Genomic DNA, 17,143 nt, shown 5'->3' on the forward strand with positions numbered 1-17,143 from the left:
CTTCTTGATTATGCATATTATAAATATCGATATAATGTTGTTGCATGCCTGTCAACTTCATTAATTTATCGGTCCCAATCGTATTTTCGTGTTCCTCATCAAAGCCTTCTGATTTCATTAAATCAAAATACTCTAACTCTCTCCTATACACTTTACTGTGGGTTCGACTTCTCCCCAATATATTATTATCTGAGTGGCTAACCATAGATGCAAACCATTTTTGTGGGTCACGTTTGAACAAAATAAATTTACTATTGGGAAATTTATGATAAAGAAATTTGTAGAATTCAGGGAAAAACCAAGGTGAATCTTCGTAAGCATTAGCTTTCGCAAAGTCTTCAGAAGAAAAAATTTTATCGAAATTTCCATCAAACCAATCCACCGACCATTTATTCCGTTTATCATCAGGCCAGCCTGACCAAGCAAACCCAAAGTCTTTAAAGAATTGACCAACTGAAGTAGTGCCAGTGCGCTGCATTGAAACGCAAAAGACTTTTGGACGATTTTTTATAGAGCCAGCTTTTATTTTTTGTAGTATTTTTTTCATTTATCTAATCCCTATTGTTTAAGCCGCCACTTCTGGTGAAAAATCACCTATGAAGCTCACTCAAACATTTTTTCAGTATTTTTGTGCTTGCAGCGTGTGATGTTGCTGGCATTAAATGACCGCCTAAGTAGCGTAATACTAAGTCGTCATATCCGGGTAAAATAATGCCAAGTTGAGATTGCTCTAACAAATGGAACATATCAAACTTCATAACCGAATTTACACAGAGTATCGCCAGCGACTAGATTGAACTTAGATATCTGTTGTGTAGATAGTTGTTTCTTATATAGATATCTCTCATCCTTAAGAGGCTGTTTATTTTTGCTCTTCCATTCATCAAACTCTGCTGGCTCCATGCCTGATTTTTGATCTGTCTTATAAAAATCTAACATCGTCTCTTCATATTCGAAGTTTAAAAAATTACAAACTTTTGACATGGTAATTTCTGTAGCAGAGGAGATATCTTCTAGTCGCACTGAAATTGATGAAAGCGTGCTTAGCGAATCACTTAATTGTTCATTATTATCACGCCATTCTTTAGCAATCTTTGCTATGTCAGTCTCAAGTTTTGGAGCAAATCGTGATTGGAACGTTTTTTCCATTAAGGACCGATAAGAGCAGGCTACATCACGACCATCACGCACAATATGAATAAATTTTGCGTTAGGGTACATTTCATGAAGCAATTCAACATGACTGATATAAAAGTTATTTTTATCACCAATAGCTTTAACATTGGGCTTAATTTTGGTGGCAAATAACGAATAGACACCGCTGATTGCTTTATCTATATCTTCAATTTGATTTTCTTTTAGATAATCAATAACTTCATTCTTATTTAACTGCCATGAATCAAATTTTCGTGTTTCGAAAAGTGCATCTACGAATTTATTAATTTGAAATGGCCTAAGGTCACTATACTTTTTCAACCAAACTGCAAAACCGCATTCTGGTGGCACAATAATCTCGCTGTGTGCGTTAAGCAGGAGTCTAAGTAAAGTCGTACCTGAACGCGGATTACCTAGTATAAAAAAATCAACCATCTCTCTTCCTAATTTTATAACAATGACTGTGTTATTTATTACTCTAAAATTGTTAGGTATTTGTACAGTAAAAACGGCTGTTAAAATGTTCTAATTACTGATTTACTATACTACTCCAGAACCTTTAATTTTATTAACGACTTTGTCTATATCTTTATTTGTCATATCAACATGTAAAGGTAAACAAAGAATGCCATCGGTAACGGCATCAGAATGCGGTGTACCATGGTTTTTACAGTCAGTAAATACAGAGTCTAAGGCCGGAGAAAAATACGCTCTGCTTTGAATATTGCTTTCAGTGAGTTTTTGAATTAATTTTGAGGCTTGTTGACTGTTCTTAAGTTTTATCGGCATATAAGCGCCATTGAAATTTGCTTTAGAATGCCACTCGGGTAGTTCGACAACATCTTGTAAACCTGCAGTATATTGACTGAAAAGTTCTGCCCTATGCTGCAATACTGAATCCATTTGTTCCAGATTAACTAACCCTACAGCAGCTTGGTATTCGTTTAGTTTGCCATTAATTCCAGTTTCAACAATGCCTTTACCTGGCTCAATACCAAAGTTGATCATACGTTTTGCTATTTGAAAATGTTGTTTATCTTTAAAAACTACAGCCCCCCCTTCAACTGCATGAAACACCTTAGTGGCATGAAAACTTAAAGTGCTGGCGTCGCCGTAATTGAGTACAGATTGATTATTTATTTTAACGCCAAAAGTGTGCGCCGCATCGTAAATCAATTTTACATTTTTTTCATTACTTAGCGATTCAAATGCCTCTACATCACATGGATTACCGTAAACATGAGTAGCTACTATAGCATCTAGAGCTGTGTCTTGGTCTAACGCTCGACTAACCGCCTCAGGGCAAAGGTTATAACTTTTTCGGTCTATATCAACAAACGAAACAATATCTTTCTGCCATTTATACGCACAAGTGGTGGCCACAAAACTAAATGGTGTCGTAACTAAATTTTTGATCCGGAGAGCTCGACCCGCTAATTGCAGAGCAACTGTTCCATTGGATACTAAAAGTAGGTTTTGTACGCCAAGGTATTCTTGCAGTTTGTCTGTTAACTCATCATGTAAAGGCCCAAAATTAGTATACCAACCATTGTTGTTAACTTTTTCCAGATATTTTTGGAGTTTTTTTAGATTTGGCTTAATTGGACTATTTAAAGCAATCATAATCACATCAACCTAATAAGCTTAATAAATATTGACCATAGGAGTTTTTCATTAAAGGTTTGGCCAATATTCGAATATCTTCTATTGATAACCAACCTTGATTAAAAGCTATTTCTTCTAAACAAGCTATTTTAAATCCCTGTATCCTTTCAATAGTTTCAACATATTGCGCAGCTTCGAGTAAACTGTTGTAGGTTCCAGTATCTAACCAAGCAAAACCCCGTCCTAAAATTTCCACATTTAAATTATTGCGCTTAAGATATTCATTATTTATACAGGTAATTTCTAATTCACCACGTTCAGATGGGGTGATGTTTTTTGCTATTTCAATGACACTATTATCATAAAAATATAATCCTGTTACTGCATAGTTTGATTTAGGTTTTTTAGGCTTTTCTTCAATACTAATTGCTTTACGTGTTTGTTTGTTAATTTCTACCACACCAAAGCGTTCAGGGTCTTTAACTTGATAACCAAAAACTGTCGCACCACTATTACGCTCTACTGCGTTCTTAAGTTTAGGGCTTAAGCCTGCACCATAAAATATATTATCACCTAACACTAAACAAACATTGTCATTACCAATAAAGTTTTCACCGATAATAAAGGCCTGTGCTAGCCCATCAGGGCTTGGTTGAATAGCGTAACTAAGATTAATTCCGAACTGGCTACCATCCCCCAACAGTCTTTGGAAGCTACTTTGCTCTTCTGGTGTAGTAATAATCAATATGTCTTTTATACCCGCTAACATAAGTACCGAAATAGGATAAAAAATCATTGGTTTATCATAAATTGGTAGAAGTTGTTTAGAAACTCCTTTAGTAATAGGGGATAAACGACTCCCGCTACCGCCGGCCAGTATAATTCCTTTTGTCATATCAACACCTTTTTATAATTGCCAAGTCCCACATCAATTTACATCAACTAAAGCGCACGGGGTTTTACATAGGAGTTAAATAATAACACCATATTACAACTACTTGTTTAACTTTTTGGATTAAAATTCACGCGCAAATAGATGGTTCTTAAATCTAATTCAATCAGCTCTAAGTTTAATTTAAATTTTAGAGTAAAAATTACCGTAAATGTTATTATTAAGATAACATGCTAAACAAAGGCTACATACTTAATTAATGGACGATTTTGGAATGACAATGAACACTCGTTATACTTGCCTATTATTATTGTTTTCAACCTATACAGTTTCTAATCAGTCAATTGTTTTGGAGAATTTCGAACAACAAAATATACGCGTAATTAACAGCAGCGCTAAATATCCACAGAATATTTTATGGAGCCAGCACGATCACCCACCTGAAAATCATCAACTAGGATATGAGAGCATTACTTCAGAAGAAGCTTATTCCGGCAATAAGAGTCTTAAAGTGACAGTTGAAAAAGGACATGTGTACTTTCATTTTTATCCTCATTCAGCTTCAAATGTTTGGGACTTTATGCACCAACATACCATCACTAAACCTTGGAAGTTCAATACATATAACCGATTGAAGTTTTGGGTGAAACTCCCGCCAGGAATAAAAAGAGTAGGTGGAGGGAAGCAAAATACTACTTTTGGTACATATTATAGAAAAAGTAATGGTAAATTGAATAGCGCAGAATCTGGAGGTAATCATCCTTATCATTTCTATGATTTAGAGTCGACGGGCGAATGGCATCAAATTATTGTCGATACCCACCCAAATCACATTCGAGGTGTAACCGGCTCAAGAGAGCATGGTAATAGGACTCATCCCACTAATGAACCCAATTTCAATTATTTTGACAGTATGACTCGCTTTTATTTCGATATGGATGGAACTGCGCCGAATAGGCCTGCTGATTTTTATTTTGATAATTTCGAACTCTACACGGCCAATCCAAATGAAAATATAAAGCAAATATATAGTTTAAACGGTGTTTATATTAAAGACCGAAATATTGTGAAAATTGGTTGGATGCGTGATAAAAATGAAAATAAAGTGTCTCATGAAGTCCGATATTCTTTTAGTGATATATATGAAAGTGGATGGGACTTGGCTCTGAAAGCACCATCAGGGATTGTAAAACCTAGTGGTTGGGGTGGGCATAACGGTATGTTTTACCATACAAGTAAAATACCTGTTGAAAAACATAATACTCTTTACATGGCAATTAAACCTGAGAATAGTGATAAATTTAGACAAATAGAGATTCCATTGAATAATCTAGCCTGGTTAAAAGGTGGTGGGCACATTGTAGGAGAAGATTAATCTAAAGGCTTTAAGGTATGAATATACCTTACAAAAGAATAAGGAAGTAAAGAGCATTGACGAAGAGCCATTATATCCGATGTTAATAGATATAAATTAAAAAATCTGGTCGCTATTTTTGCAACCATTCTACCGCTTTAATTAATACATCTTCTTGCTCTTCACTTTGATCAACATATACGCTACTACCATACTTAGTTTGCTCTCTATCTGCCATAATTGCAGTGGTTAACATTAATTCACTACCATCACTTAGTTTAAATATTTGATTGGCAGTAGATAAGCCACATGTATCGGTCCCAAAAACTCTAACATTAAATTGTTTCTTAAATGCAATTAATGCAGCCTCTCCTGAACTCGCAAGTCTTTTACTACTTAAAATCGCAACTTTCGGTAGTGAATTTAATAAAAGGTAAGGTTCGTCTACAGTCACTATTTTACGCTCTCCCATAAACGAAGAACCATTTTCATATCCCCAACTGACTCTATTTTCTTCAACATCAATAAAGTGCCCGAGAATGTTATCATCAAAAAATGGTCCTAACCCTGCGATCATAGCCCACATATTGCCGCCAGTGTTATCTCTTAAGTCAACGACCCAACCAATTAGCTCTTCATTATCTTGTTGAGCAATGCTTTGTTGAATGTCATTTGCGAAATCTTTGACCGCATCGTTATTACTTGAACTAAATCCATTAACCTTTACATAACCAATGTTTTCAAAAACTGGTTCAGCAATGTCAAATGATTGGTCACAATTCAAAGTACCATGGTAGGCAAGAATAGTTCCGGTAGAGGAGCGTAAAAATGAATGATTCGTCCCCTGGAGCTCTAATGCTTTAGTTATTGCAGGGTAAGTATCCTCGATACTATTAGCGTTTACTGCTAAAACATTGACTTCGGTGTCAACCTTTCCCCAATCTACTTTGTTTCTTACTACTGAGTTTTCGCGCATTATCGCCAATACTTCTGATAAATATTGTCCCGCTTCCGAAGGCTGCACTGCAGGGTTCGACACTGGGCTTTCATCTGATGGCTCTGAAACAGGTGTTTCACCTGACGAGTCTGAAACAGGTGTTTCACCTGACGAGTCTGAAACAGGGGTTTCACCTGACGAGTCTGAAACAGGGGTTTCATCTGACGGATCTGAAACAGGGGTTTCATCTGACGGATCTGAAACAGGTGTTTCATCTGACGGATCTGAAACAGGAGTTTCATCTGATGGCTCTGAAACAGGGGTTTCGTCTAGTGGATCCGAAACAGGAGTTTCATCTGGTGGATTTGAAACGGGGGGGTCATCTGGTGGATCTGAAACAGGGGTTTCAACTGATGGATTCGACACTGGAGTTTCATCTGATGGATTCGACACAGGGGTTTCAACTGATGGATTCGACACAGGGGTTTCAACTGATGGATTCGACACTGGAGTTTCATCTGATGGATTCGACACTGGGGTTTCATCTGATGGGTTGGACACAGGGGGGGCATCTGACGGATTCGACACTGGGCTTTCATCTGATGGATTCGGCACAGCAGTGTCGTCTGATGGATTCGACTCTGGAGCTTCCTCCCCCCCTCCACACGAGAATAAACATAAAGTTAACCAGAGAATACTTATTGTTATTTTCACGAATACGTCCTTGCAATTTTTAAAGGTTCTTAACCCTATATTTTTTATTAAAGCCTAAAGTAATTACCTACTGAAAAAGCCCAATACCTATGCTTGAACAGAGTTAAGTTGGCACTAAGTCAATGTGCAGCGCCACGTCATACTAAATAAAATTGATCTTACCAAAGTTTAGTAGAGATTTACTTAACCTGTGCTCGAATTTTTTTCCTTTCTACTTAAATAAAATTCCAATAAATACTTTTTATAGAATAAAATATAAGTGCCTACTATGTACAATGTTCCTATCAACATTTTCACTATTAAACTGACGAGCAAGCTTTGTTCCAGAAGAAAACTTGCCTGCATAAAATACAATAACAAAAACATACTCACAGAATTTAAAAATGGCATTAACCAACATAGAAGCATTTTAAAGGGAATTTTCAACACTACTGAGGAGCGTAAAAGTACGATAGAGAATGCAATAACAAAGCCGATAACCCATGCAAATGCTGTTTCTATAATGCCATGTTGTGCTCCCATTATAATTGCAAAGATTAAGATTAAAGAAATTATTAATGAATTTTTTAAAGCAAACCCAGCATAACCCATGCCGTTCGTATAGTTTTGTATTACCATATTTAACATTCTAAAAGGAAAAGCCCAGCAAAAAATAGCCATTACTGGGCCAGCTAAAGCCCACTGTTCTCCTATCAACAATAAGATTACTTCGTTACTGACACTCGCCATCCCCAAAAACACAGGAAAAATTAACAATGAAGAGCTAAATAACGCTTTCCTCAGATAAACATTAGCCTTACACATATCTCCTTTTAACGTTGAGAAAGCAGAAAATCCGACTTGGTTAATAATGCTCGCGGCCTTAACCATAGGGATTGACGCGATTTCTAAGCCAACATTATAAACTCCAAGCTTTTGTAACCCTAGTAAACGACCTACCAATAATGTATCCAGTTTATTGTAAGAGAACCATAAAATACTATTTAGTTGTAACTTGTATGCAAATGACAGCGTCTCCCTGCAACCAGAGAAGTTTAGCGTTATAAAAAACCTAGCATCACTAACATAAATATAAAGAGCGGTTCTGCACAATAAGTTTGATAAGGTGCCTATAATTAATGCCCAATATCCAAAACCGTAAAAAGCTAATGTTAACGCAACAATAGTGTTAATAAACGCAGCACTAGTGTCGCATATTGCACGACTTTTAAAATTCATATCAATATCGAGATAAGCAGAAGGCACTATAATTAAGCTATTTAAAGGAATAAAACATGCAACTAAAACGACTACATTTGCTAACTCCGGGGAAGCATAGAAATCAGAAATATGGCTAGAGAAATAAATAACTAGAGCTGCCAAAAAAACGTTTACAAATAAAGATATAGTAAATATTTGGCTAGATAAGATATAAGACTTAGACTGCTTCCTAACAAGAGAAGAAGAAAAACCATGTGTCGCTATGATAGTTACAATTTCAAAAGTAGCAGAAATTATTGCGACTATTCCATAATCTTCTTGAGTAAGTAGTCTAATAATGACAAAAGTCGCAACCCACGAGAATATTTGAGCAACAAATTTTGAGATTGTCATCCACTTTAGACCATGAATAACTTTGGCTTTTAATTCCATATCTTAGTTATATCTTCCAATGCCTAAGTGTTTAGATTAACTGCTCTGGGTATTTTGTTTAGTGCAGCTTTATCATCTTCGACTATTCTAGTGATACAAATCAAAACTGATAACAATGCATATAACAAATCGTAATACGCCAAACTTAGTAAGCCTCCAGATATCATAAAAACAGTTAAGGAAGTATTAATCGCTTTACCTAAGTCTTTTTCCCAGGTTAGACCTTTTTGTTTACTTAACCATCGACTCTTAAACCACCCGTTGAATAAGATAGCCATAAATAAGAAAAACCCAACAAAACCGGCGTCTCCCAACACCTGAAAATAGATACTATGAGAAGCTTTTGCTTTTGTTATTGGTGTGTTTTTTTCGGTGATAAAATTAAATTTATGAATATCCAGATAATATCTTTGCCAAACATGTAAATGTTGAACAGCGTCTTGACCACCTCCAAGGATTGGTCGATCCATAGCTGTCAATGTTGCGAGTTTCCAAGCAGTAATTCTGCCTAGAAAAGATTGGTCGACTCCCGCATTCTCTATCGTTTGAATTCTATCGGTCCATTTAGTAGATGCCACGTAAATAGCTGAAGATGCAAAAATAACAGCCGCAATTACAAAGAAAATTTTACGTTGCGATTTTAAAAATAATTGCCATCCAACAATAATTAAACCAATAAAGCCTCCCCTAGAGTATGAACCAATAACGGTTATTGCTGATAAACCGGCCAATCCTGTAAAACCAAGCTTTAAATATTTATACTTTATTGTAGGAATAATATACATATACAAGGGCAAAACCATCAATATTGCCAGGGCAAATAGATTATTGTCTGTCATCATTGAATTTCGAATACCATTGATGGAGTAACTACCTAGAGTAGCCAAAAACTTTAAGCCTTCAAAAAAGATATTGAAGCCAATACCCAACATTATTGTAATTAAAAAAGTCTCAATTCTATTTCGGGTTGTTAATAACATGACGATTAATGTACTTAAAATAATCACCTTAAAAAACTCAGACCAAACTCGCCATGCAATATAACTAGAACCGATAGTAAATTGATTTGATATACCTGTGTGAATTAGAAATAGAATCAATAGAACCCATAAAGCGCCTCCAGGTTTTCTTCTTAAAGGATCTTTACTAATAAACATACCTATTATCGTCACCGCAGCCATCATTAGGGTGAATCTTATATCTGAAGCAAAACCCCACAACATATTTTTAGGAACGATCATTACAGTCCACATCCATACACAAAGGCCAATGAAGGGATTTCGTATCGATAACACAATAAAAGGAAGGAACATCAAAAGAAAAATAAGGTCTTTCATTTATCTTTCCTATTAATTTCTTTCTCAAACTTTTCTCGATCTATGCGATCCTGAGCATCTCCTTTTTGAAGGTAATAAATCACAAACCCCATGCTAATCAGAAAAACTAAAGAACTCATGAAGAATGGCCTTTTTTAGCTTCCATTAACTTTAGGTAATCCGATATCAGATTGACTACTTTACTCGAATTGTTTTGCCAAATGAAACGTTTATCAACGATGCTTTGCTTAACCGAAATTCGCTTGTCGGCATGATTTATAAAGTTTTCAATCGCTTCATTTAAGGTCTTTTTAAATGAAGATTGGTTGCCTTTTTCAAAAAACAAAGCAGTATCATCGCTTAATATCTCTTTTATATTTGGGCAATCAGGAGCAACAATTAAACTACCGACCGCCATGTACTCAAACATTTTTAAGGGGGAAGCATAAGCCGTAACATCTGGCTGTAGAGTAATATCAAACTGTTTTACAAAGCCTAAAACCTTATCTCGGGTGACTAACCCTTTAAATTCAACTTTATCGGCAACCCCCAGATCATGGGCTTGCTTTTTTAATTCTGGGAGTATTTTTCCATCACCTATGCAAACTAGTTTTAACGGTAATTCTTTATGTTCAGCGATTGCTTCAATCGCCTTATCCATTCCGTGCCAGGGGTGAATAAAACCAGTAAATCCGATGATAATCTCAGACTTATTTTGGTCAATCGGTGTTGATAACATTTCATCAATAAAAGTCTGCTGCACACCATTATGGATAACTTCAATTTTTTCTTCTTGAACACCAACTTGACGTAAATGATCAGCTAAAACATCTGATACTGGTAAACAGATTGTGGCGTTTCGCCATGTATAGTTTTCTACCTTTTTTGCTAACCTTTTAAGCGACAAACCGCTGTATTTAGTCCTTTCTTCAACTAATGGAGCATTAACCTCTAAAATTATTGGCAAATTAAATAATTTCGAAGCCCAGATACCAGCAGGCTGATACAAGTTATATCTTTCATAAATAAACTCTGGTTTAAATTGTTTGATTCCCTTAACCAACTTAACGAACACCCAAAGACTATAAGTCAATTCAAGCAACTCATAAATCCAAGCAGGTAACGCGGCCTTTAATTTACTGACAAACCCTCCATCATGACCAAACTCTGATTGCTCATTGACTTGTGGGGCGACGAACAATAACTCATGACCTTGTTCGACAAAAGCATTGGTTAGTTCTTCAACATGGACAAACTGACCGTCTTTAGACGCGATCCTGTGATGGTAAAGAATCTTCATGGTTGCCCAACCTTTTGTTTACTTAAAAATGACTCGAATAACACCAATGACCAAATCGTCAAACCGTGATTCTTTTTTCTTTGATGGTGCTCAAGCAGGATATTGTGAATTCCCTGAACGTCAAAGTAAGAAGTGGACAGTATATTTTGAGACAATACCCTAGCTTCTAGTGTTTCTAAGGGTATCTGCCTAAACCATTCGTCTAGCGGTGAAGTAAACCCCATTTTTTTTCTATTTAAAATATAACTAGGCACTAATTTAGCAAATGTTTTAGCCATTAGTTTCTTACCGGTTCTGACGTTTAGATTGACTTTGGGGCCTAATTTAAGTCCCCATTCAACCAACTTATGATCTAAAAAAGGTACTCTCACTTCCAATGAATTAGCCATACTGGCCCTATCAACCTTAGTTAATATACTGCCTGGTAGATAAGTTTTAAAATCAATATACTGAACCTGCTTTAACGATTCTTGATCATTGACTTCTTTTGCAAGCTTCCGAAATACTTTCAATGAACTGTAATTATTCAACATTTTTTTAAATTTATATGAGTACACAGATTGCAAAGCAGTTTGAGAACTAATGGAAATAGCATTGTGATAACCATCAATTTTGTCATTACTCAAACCTTCCAGTGTGGTTTTTGCTCGAAGAAGTTTGGGAATGAAGCGTGAATCTGGATAGTATTTAGCAAGACTTCCGAGTAGATGTTTTCTCACAAAAGAAGGAATAGCACTTCTTAGTCGGTCTTCAAACAAAAACATTTGATGGTTACGATAACCAAATAATAATTCATCGGCACCGTCTCCTGACAGAGCGACTTTTACATATTTATTAGTAGCTTTACTCAAGATAAACGTGGGAATGGCAGAATTATCAGCGAAAGGTTCATCATATATATCAATTAACTTATCCACTAATGACAGATCATTGACTGAAACACTTGTTGTTACGTGATCGCAATTAAAGTGTTTGGCCACCCTTTCAGCAAAAAAGGATTCATCATAAGCTGACAGGTCAAACCCGATTGAACTTGTTTTTACGGGCTTTTCTGTGTGTTTGGTCATATTTCCGACGATGACAGACGAGTCAACACCGCCAGATAAGAAAGCACCGACTTGGACGTCTGCTCGCATCCGCAATTTAACACTTTCGCTCAATAAGGTTTCGAACTCGATTTTAAGCTTTTCAACATTTTCATGGTTACTACTCAGATGTTCTTTTAACTGCCAATATGCTTTTTCAGAAAGCCCAGATAGATTATCTAAATCGATTGTCATGTAATGTCCTGCAGACAATTTTCTAACTGATTTAAAAATCGATTTTGGCTCGATCACATAACCTAATGAGAAAAAATCTTCGATAGCTTGTTCACACAAATCTTTGTTGAGCTTTGGATGTAACTTTAGTGCCTTTAATTCTGAGGCTATTAACAAATCGCCATCATTTGTTATCCCCCAATAAAGAGGTTTGATACCAAACCTGTCACGAGCTACAAATAGCTTATTTACAGGCTCATCCCAAATAACAAATGCAAACATACCTCGTAGCTTGTTTACAAGACCTTCTCCCCAATGCGCCCAACCATGAAGTAACACTTCGGTGTCACAGTGTGTTTGAAACACAAAGCCAGCACTTTGCAATTCTTCTTTTAACTCTACAAAATTATATATTTCACCATTAAACGTAACCGAGATTTCGGCCCGCTTCATGGGTTGTTGACCATTATCTATATCAACAATTGCTAATCGTGTATGACCAAGAGCTACTTGCCCCTTAACATAATAACCTTCACCATCAGGTCCTCTATGGTGCATGGAACGTGTCATATTTTTAAACAAAGCATCGTCATCGGAATGTACGTTGCCTTTGGCTTTAACCCAGCATGTAATTCCACACATTGTTTAAGATTCCCTTCCTAATCGCTTATATAAAGAGGAAAGTCCCCAAAAGTATTTATGTTTATACATTAAATAAAATAAACCCTTTAGGTGTGAAAAATGGAATTTTGTTAGTTTAAAACCCCGAGACAACTCTTGAGCATCGTGGATGACTGTAACATTTGGGACGTAAGAGATCACATAGCCAGCTTTCCAAACTCTCAAACAATAATCGACATCTTCTGGTGAATAGAAAATCTTTTCATCCAACAAGCCAACCTTTTTAATGGTTGCCTTTTTTAACATCCAGCATGCCGATATGGCGTAATCAACATTTACGGCATCTCGCGCATCTGAAAGACTTTGCTCTTTTTCTTCCATTCTTTTCAAAAACAAAAAACGTTGTAACTTTTTCCACAGAGTCGGAAACGTGTCACATGATATTTGATAATTCCCGCTTCCGTATGTCACTCTTGGTACTGCCATACCGCAGGTTTCGTTTTCATCCAAGTATTGAATCAGGCCATCTAAAGCATGTGCATTCATATAGGCGTCTGAATCGAGTACCAATACATAATCTCCAATTGCCTTTTTTAATGCTTGGTTTCTTGAATATGTAGTACCGGTGTTATGACCAAGGTAGATGGGGACTAAACAACTTTCAGAGTTCTCTTCAAACCGTTTAAGTATGTTTAATGTCCCATCTGTAGAGCCATTATCGACTACAAAAATTTCGTATTTTCGGTCACTCGATTTAAGAGCGTCTATTAATGAAGACAAACACCTCTCAATAAATTTAGCCGAATTAAAAGAAAGAATTACAACTGAAACATCCATATTTAATACTCTACACTCGAATTATAATCGATGAGCTTTTTAATTAATTCGCTCGATTCAACATTGTCCTTAACTAACACAGATGATATCAACGCCTGACCACCGAAATCACTATAAGTAAGCTTTGAAATTAATTGATAAAATTTTACTTTTAGGTCATTGCTGAAATACTTATTACCTACTTTATAAGTCAATAAAATTTTTCTTTCTAAACCGCTTGAATTTACCACAACAATAACGCGGTACGGAATATCAACTTGATCAATAGTAACCTGTTCATATTGAGTACTTTTAATCGTCCAAAAATCAGGTTCATAAAGTCTATTCTCCCAAGAAATTAATTCCTTATTTTGATCTTCAAAATCATAACGAACGACAAGCTGTGTTGATAAACGATTACTAACCTGAAAGATCATATCAGCGGTAGGATAAATTGGTGCCCACCCTTGAGTATATTCAAGCTGAACTTTACCCTTTGTTAAATTTTCAGTTCGATTTACTTTATAAGACTCCAACTTATTATTGTAAGTCCCATAAACAATCGGTCCGACAACTATCGCACTTAAAAAGCCTACTAATAGTAAATTTTTAGGAGCTGGAATATTCACATCAGTAGAAGTTACAGATGGCCTAGAACTTAAATCCGACACTTTGTTTCCTAGAAGCACCACTAGAATAATCACAAAACAAAAGAAAACCCATCCATAAACGATATGGTCAAAGCCCACTGCCGCTTGCATATCAGATACATGTCCAATAAATACCATCAAAAATGCCCTAAGACCGTTAGCCAGAATTGGGATTAAACAAGAACAAACGATGAAAAATAGCTGCCTTTTGCGACTTTGTATTTGTAAGTGTGTAATGAGTAAACCAAGCGTAATAGTAGAAAATAAAAATCGTATACCACTGCACGCCTCAGCCACATGAAATGTCCCCTCAGGAATATACAAGTATAATCCTTCGCGATAAATTGGCACATTGACAAGTTGTAAAAAGAATACTGTTAAATCAGCGGTAACCTCTTGTAAATGAGGAATTAAAAATTCACCAAAAGGAACGCTTAAAATCAAGAAAAATAAAGGAAAGCGAATGACCTTGACAAAAGCAGGACCATAGAATACCCATAAGGAAAATAGTGGGATTGACATTAAAGAAAACTGAGATAAAGCATTGACCCCCATAATTACGCCAATCAACCACAATATAGACATAGCAATAACAGCTATTAACATCCATGGAGCTGGTTTTTTTTCAACCTTATGAAGCTCCGTTTGTTTTCTATAAATCAGCCAAATTGCGATGGGGGCAATTAAAAAGCTATGTTCAAAAGTCGTCGATTGAAACCAAGTATCAACTAACAAAACAAAGGTATTTTGAAAGACTAGAAAGAAGGCAACTAAACAAATAAATGATAACCACCACTTAGACATAATGCTTTGCGGCTTCAAGCTCAAAACACTCTACCTAAATCACAAATAAACATCAGAAAAAGACTTCCAATTGTAATCGTTCAATAATCTGATTAGTTTATCTTCCATTTTTGACAAATTAACATAGTGTCTAAACTTGGATTTAAATCCGGCTCCACTAACCTTGGGTTGTTCTGGATCAATTTCCCAAGGATGAAAATAAAAATTGTAAGGCTGGCTTTCTTCTTTTAAGTATTTATTAATTCTTTGTTTAGACAACCAGTAAGGATATAACCTAAAAAACCCTCCCCCACCAATTCCAGTATTGCCTGTATTTTTAGAAATGGTTGAAATAGGTATTTCAATGATGCCTTCTTTACGCTGATGACAAAACCTTGGCCAATCCGGTACGCCATACAAATCATGCTTCACGGGATAAGTGCTTGAACTGTACTTAAATCCTAAACCGCTTAATTCATCAAAAGCCCATTCATTATCATATCCAATTGAAAAACTAGGAGCTCTATAACCAACCACTTCCTTACCTATGATATCTTCAAGTAAGTTTTTAGAGCGAGACACGTCCTCTCTAAACTCCATAGGGGTTTGTGATGTTGCTCTACGATGAGAAAAACCATGACTGGCGACTTCGTGTCCTCTATCAGCTATTTCTTTGATTAATTCTGGATATTTATCTGCAACCCAACCAAGAACGAAGAACGTAGCAGTCGCACTATTTTGTTCAAATAAATCAAGCAAATGTTTTGTGTTGCGATCAACTCTGGGGGCAAATGTATGCCAATCTTTTGGGTCAATAACAGACTCGAAAGCAGATACGTGAAAAAAGTCTTCCACGTCTACCGTCATTGCGTTGATAATATCTTTTTTCAACTTATCTTCCTTTACCGAACAATACAACTTCCACTGTTCTTATAAGAATTAGAATATCGAGCATTAAACTCTGATGTTTAACGTAATAAAGATCAAACTTCAATTTTTCCATTGAATCTTCAACACTTGCACCATATGGATAATTTAACTGTGCCCACCCGGCTAAACCAGGCTTAACATTATGCCTTTGATTATAATATGGGATTTCTCGAATGAGTTGTTCCACAAACTGCGGCCTTTCTGGGCGAGGGCCAATAAACGACATCTCGCCACGGAATACATTCAATAACTGAGGGAGTTCATCAATTCTATATTTACGTATAAAATGACCGACTTTAGTGACTCGCGAATCATTTGTTGTTGCCCACTTCGCACCATCTTTTTCTGCATCCAGTTTCATACTTCTAAACTTAATGATTTTGAATAATTTACCATTCAACCCCACTCTTTCTTGTTTATAAAAGACCGATGCTCCTTTCACTTTTAAATCTTCAAAAAATATTATCGCAGCTGTAATCAGCATAAACGGCCACGCAAAAAACAAGACCAAGGCAGCCAATAGGCAATTAATTGAATAATCTAGTGCATCTCTCAAATGATTTTGAGAGTTAAATCCGTTTGAATAAATTACCCAGCTTGGGTACATTAAGTTGACAACTATTTGACCCGTTTCCCTTTCCATGAAGTCCAATAAGTCTGTCACCTCAATTCCTCTGAGTCTACAGTCAAACAAGACTTCAACAGGTAAAGTACCGCGCCTTTGGTCACAAGCGATTACGATTTCATCAATGTCGTTGTCTGTGACAAAATTTCTAAAATTTTCATCTATCTTTAAATGAATTAATCTCTCGTTTTGTATGCCTTCTTCTCGGTTATCACCGGGGATGGGAATAAAACCTAACAGCTCAAATCCAACACGGTCTACTTCACGACGCATTCTTTTTTCTATAATAGACGCTCGTTCACCGGCACCAATCACAATGATTTTAGACTGTCCCAGCCCCAATATGCCTAAACGATTAATAAAATATCTAAATATAGAAAGTGCAAAAATTGATAATGCAGCAAATATAGGAAGATAATATTGGTTTTTTTCTACACCAGAGAAGAAACCACTGCTAATTACTTCAACAACGAAATAACTGATAGCAACGCTAACGAATATCCTTCTTATTATACCCCGGTATGTTTCTCTTAGTTTTGCTTCATATAAACCAA

15 protein-coding genes are annotated in these 17,143 nt (G+C 36.1%); 1 reads left to right on the top strand and 14 read right to left on the bottom strand.

The window, feature by feature from the left end:
• The 5 genes from ACSHXM_RS16795 to rfbA form a co-directional block, all read right to left on the bottom strand.
• Positions 1 to 547: sulfotransferase (locus tag ACSHXM_RS16795; protein ID WP_435690598.1), on the bottom strand; the 547-nt coding region annotated here is incomplete at its 3' end.
• A 43-nt stretch (positions 548 to 590) separates the two neighbouring features.
• Positions 591 to 746 (bottom strand): hypothetical protein, encoded by a 156-nt coding sequence (locus ACSHXM_RS16800; RefSeq protein WP_435690600.1) that lies wholly within the window; start codon positions 744 to 746, stop codon positions 591 to 593.
• 1 nt (position 747) lies between these two features.
• Positions 748 to 1,590: a sulfotransferase family protein gene (locus ACSHXM_RS16805; RefSeq protein ID WP_435690602.1), complete on the bottom strand. Its 843-nt coding sequence runs from the start codon at positions 1,588 to 1,590 to the stop codon at positions 748 to 750.
• Between the two features lie 105 nt (positions 1,591 to 1,695).
• A complete protein-coding gene (locus tag ACSHXM_RS16810; RefSeq protein ID WP_435690604.1) occupies positions 1,696 to 2,778 on the bottom strand; it encodes a DegT/DnrJ/EryC1/StrS family aminotransferase in 1,083 nt (360 codons plus the stop codon).
• A 7-nt stretch (positions 2,779 to 2,785) separates the two neighbouring features.
• On the bottom strand, positions 2,786 to 3,655 hold the full coding sequence (gene rfbA, locus ACSHXM_RS16815) for a glucose-1-phosphate thymidylyltransferase RfbA (RefSeq protein ID WP_435690606.1): 870 nt from the start codon (positions 3,653 to 3,655) through the stop codon (positions 2,786 to 2,788).
• A gap of 277 nt (positions 3,656 to 3,932) precedes the next feature.
• Here rfbA and ACSHXM_RS16820 point away from each other — a divergent pair, with 277 nt between their 5' ends.
• Positions 3,933 to 5,027 carry a hypothetical protein gene (locus ACSHXM_RS16820; RefSeq protein WP_435690608.1) on the top strand — a complete coding sequence of 365 codons (1,095 nt, stop codon included), beginning with the start codon at positions 3,933 to 3,935 and terminating at the stop codon, positions 5,025 to 5,027.
• A gap of 112 nt (positions 5,028 to 5,139) precedes the next feature.
• On the opposite strand, the gene ACSHXM_RS16825 is transcribed toward ACSHXM_RS16820, so the two are convergent.
• From ACSHXM_RS16825 to ACSHXM_RS16865, 9 genes are all read right to left on the bottom strand, one after another.
• Positions 5,140 to 6,657 (bottom strand): S41 family peptidase, encoded by a 1,518-nt coding sequence (locus ACSHXM_RS16825; RefSeq protein WP_435690610.1) that lies wholly within the window; start codon positions 6,655 to 6,657, stop codon positions 5,140 to 5,142.
• Positions 6,658 to 6,840: 183 nt separating this feature from the next.
• Entirely contained in the window at positions 6,841 to 8,289 is a 1,449-nt protein-coding gene (locus tag ACSHXM_RS16830; protein ID WP_435690612.1) for a lipopolysaccharide biosynthesis protein, read from the bottom strand.
• A 23-nt stretch (positions 8,290 to 8,312) separates the two neighbouring features.
• Positions 8,313 to 9,626 (bottom strand): putative O-glycosylation ligase, exosortase A system-associated, encoded by a 1,314-nt coding sequence (locus tag ACSHXM_RS16835; RefSeq protein WP_435690614.1) that lies wholly within the window; start codon positions 9,624 to 9,626, stop codon positions 8,313 to 8,315.
• A gap of 115 nt (positions 9,627 to 9,741) precedes the next feature.
• On the bottom strand, positions 9,742 to 10,905 hold the full coding sequence (locus ACSHXM_RS16840) for a glycosyltransferase family 4 protein (protein WP_435690616.1): 1,164 nt from the start codon (positions 10,903 to 10,905) through the stop codon (positions 9,742 to 9,744).
• Positions 10,902 to 12,806, bottom strand: coding sequence for an asparagine synthase (glutamine-hydrolyzing) (asnB, locus tag ACSHXM_RS16845; RefSeq protein ID WP_435690619.1), 1,905 nt, complete (start codon positions 12,804 to 12,806; stop codon positions 10,902 to 10,904). Before asnB ends, ACSHXM_RS16840 begins: the two co-directional genes overlap by 4 nt.
• Positions 12,807 to 12,809: 3 nt before the next feature.
• The gene (locus tag ACSHXM_RS16850) at positions 12,810 to 13,622 is read right to left on the bottom strand and encodes a glycosyltransferase family 2 protein (protein ID WP_435690621.1); all 813 of its coding nucleotides are present in this window, start codon (positions 13,620 to 13,622) and stop codon (positions 12,810 to 12,812) included.
• A gap of 2 nt (positions 13,623 to 13,624) precedes the next feature.
• Positions 13,625 to 15,055 (bottom strand): exosortase A, encoded by a 1,431-nt coding sequence (gene xrtA / locus ACSHXM_RS16855; RefSeq protein WP_435690623.1) that lies wholly within the window; start codon positions 15,053 to 15,055, stop codon positions 13,625 to 13,627.
• Between the two features lie 39 nt (positions 15,056 to 15,094).
• The gene (locus tag ACSHXM_RS16860) at positions 15,095 to 15,925 is read right to left on the bottom strand and encodes an XrtA system polysaccharide deacetylase (protein ID WP_435690625.1); all 831 of its coding nucleotides are present in this window, start codon (positions 15,923 to 15,925) and stop codon (positions 15,095 to 15,097) included.
• Between the two features lies 1 nt (position 15,926).
• Positions 15,927 to 17,143 (bottom strand): TIGR03013 family XrtA/PEP-CTERM system glycosyltransferase (locus tag ACSHXM_RS16865; RefSeq protein WP_435690627.1); only part of this gene is annotated, 1,217 nt, incomplete at its 5' end.

Origin of the sequence: Paraglaciecola sp., from assembly GCF_051252315.1 — a bacterium.
Taxonomy (GTDB): Bacteria; Pseudomonadota; Gammaproteobacteria; order Enterobacterales; family Alteromonadaceae; genus Paraglaciecola.

Excerpts from the sequence above, each read along its gene's own strand:
- ACSHXM_RS16820 (WP_435690608.1), top strand. The coding sequence starts at position 3,933 with ATGAACACTCGTTATACTTGCCTATTATTATTGTTTTCAACCTATACA.
- ACSHXM_RS16835 (WP_435690614.1), bottom strand. The coding sequence starts at position 9,626 with ATGAAAGACCTTATTTTTCTTTTGATGTTCCTTCCTTTTATTGTGTTA.
- rfbA (WP_435690606.1), bottom strand. The coding sequence starts at position 3,655 with ATGACAAAAGGAATTATACTGGCCGGCGGTAGCGGGAGTCGTTTATCC.
- ACSHXM_RS16800 (WP_435690600.1), bottom strand. The coding sequence starts at position 746 with ATGTTCCATTTGTTAGAGCAATCTCAACTTGGCATTATTTTACCCGGA.
- ACSHXM_RS16830 (WP_435690612.1), bottom strand. The coding sequence starts at position 8,289 with ATGGAATTAAAAGCCAAAGTTATTCATGGTCTAAAGTGGATGACAATC.
- ACSHXM_RS16840 (WP_435690616.1), bottom strand. The coding sequence starts at position 10,905 with ATGAAGATTCTTTACCATCACAGGATCGCGTCTAAAGACGGTCAGTTT.
- ACSHXM_RS16805 (WP_435690602.1), bottom strand. The coding sequence starts at position 1,590 with ATGGTTGATTTTTTTATACTAGGTAATCCGCGTTCAGGTACGACTTTA.
- xrtA (WP_435690623.1), bottom strand. The coding sequence starts at position 15,055 with ATGTCTAAGTGGTGGTTATCATTTATTTGTTTAGTTGCCTTCTTTCTA.
- asnB (WP_435690619.1), bottom strand. The coding sequence starts at position 12,806 with ATGTGTGGAATTACATGCTGGGTTAAAGCCAAAGGCAACGTACATTCC.
- ACSHXM_RS16810 (WP_435690604.1), bottom strand. The coding sequence starts at position 2,778 with ATGATTGCTTTAAATAGTCCAATTAAGCCAAATCTAAAAAAACTCCAA.
- ACSHXM_RS16850 (WP_435690621.1), bottom strand. The coding sequence starts at position 13,622 with ATGGATGTTTCAGTTGTAATTCTTTCTTTTAATTCGGCTAAATTTATT.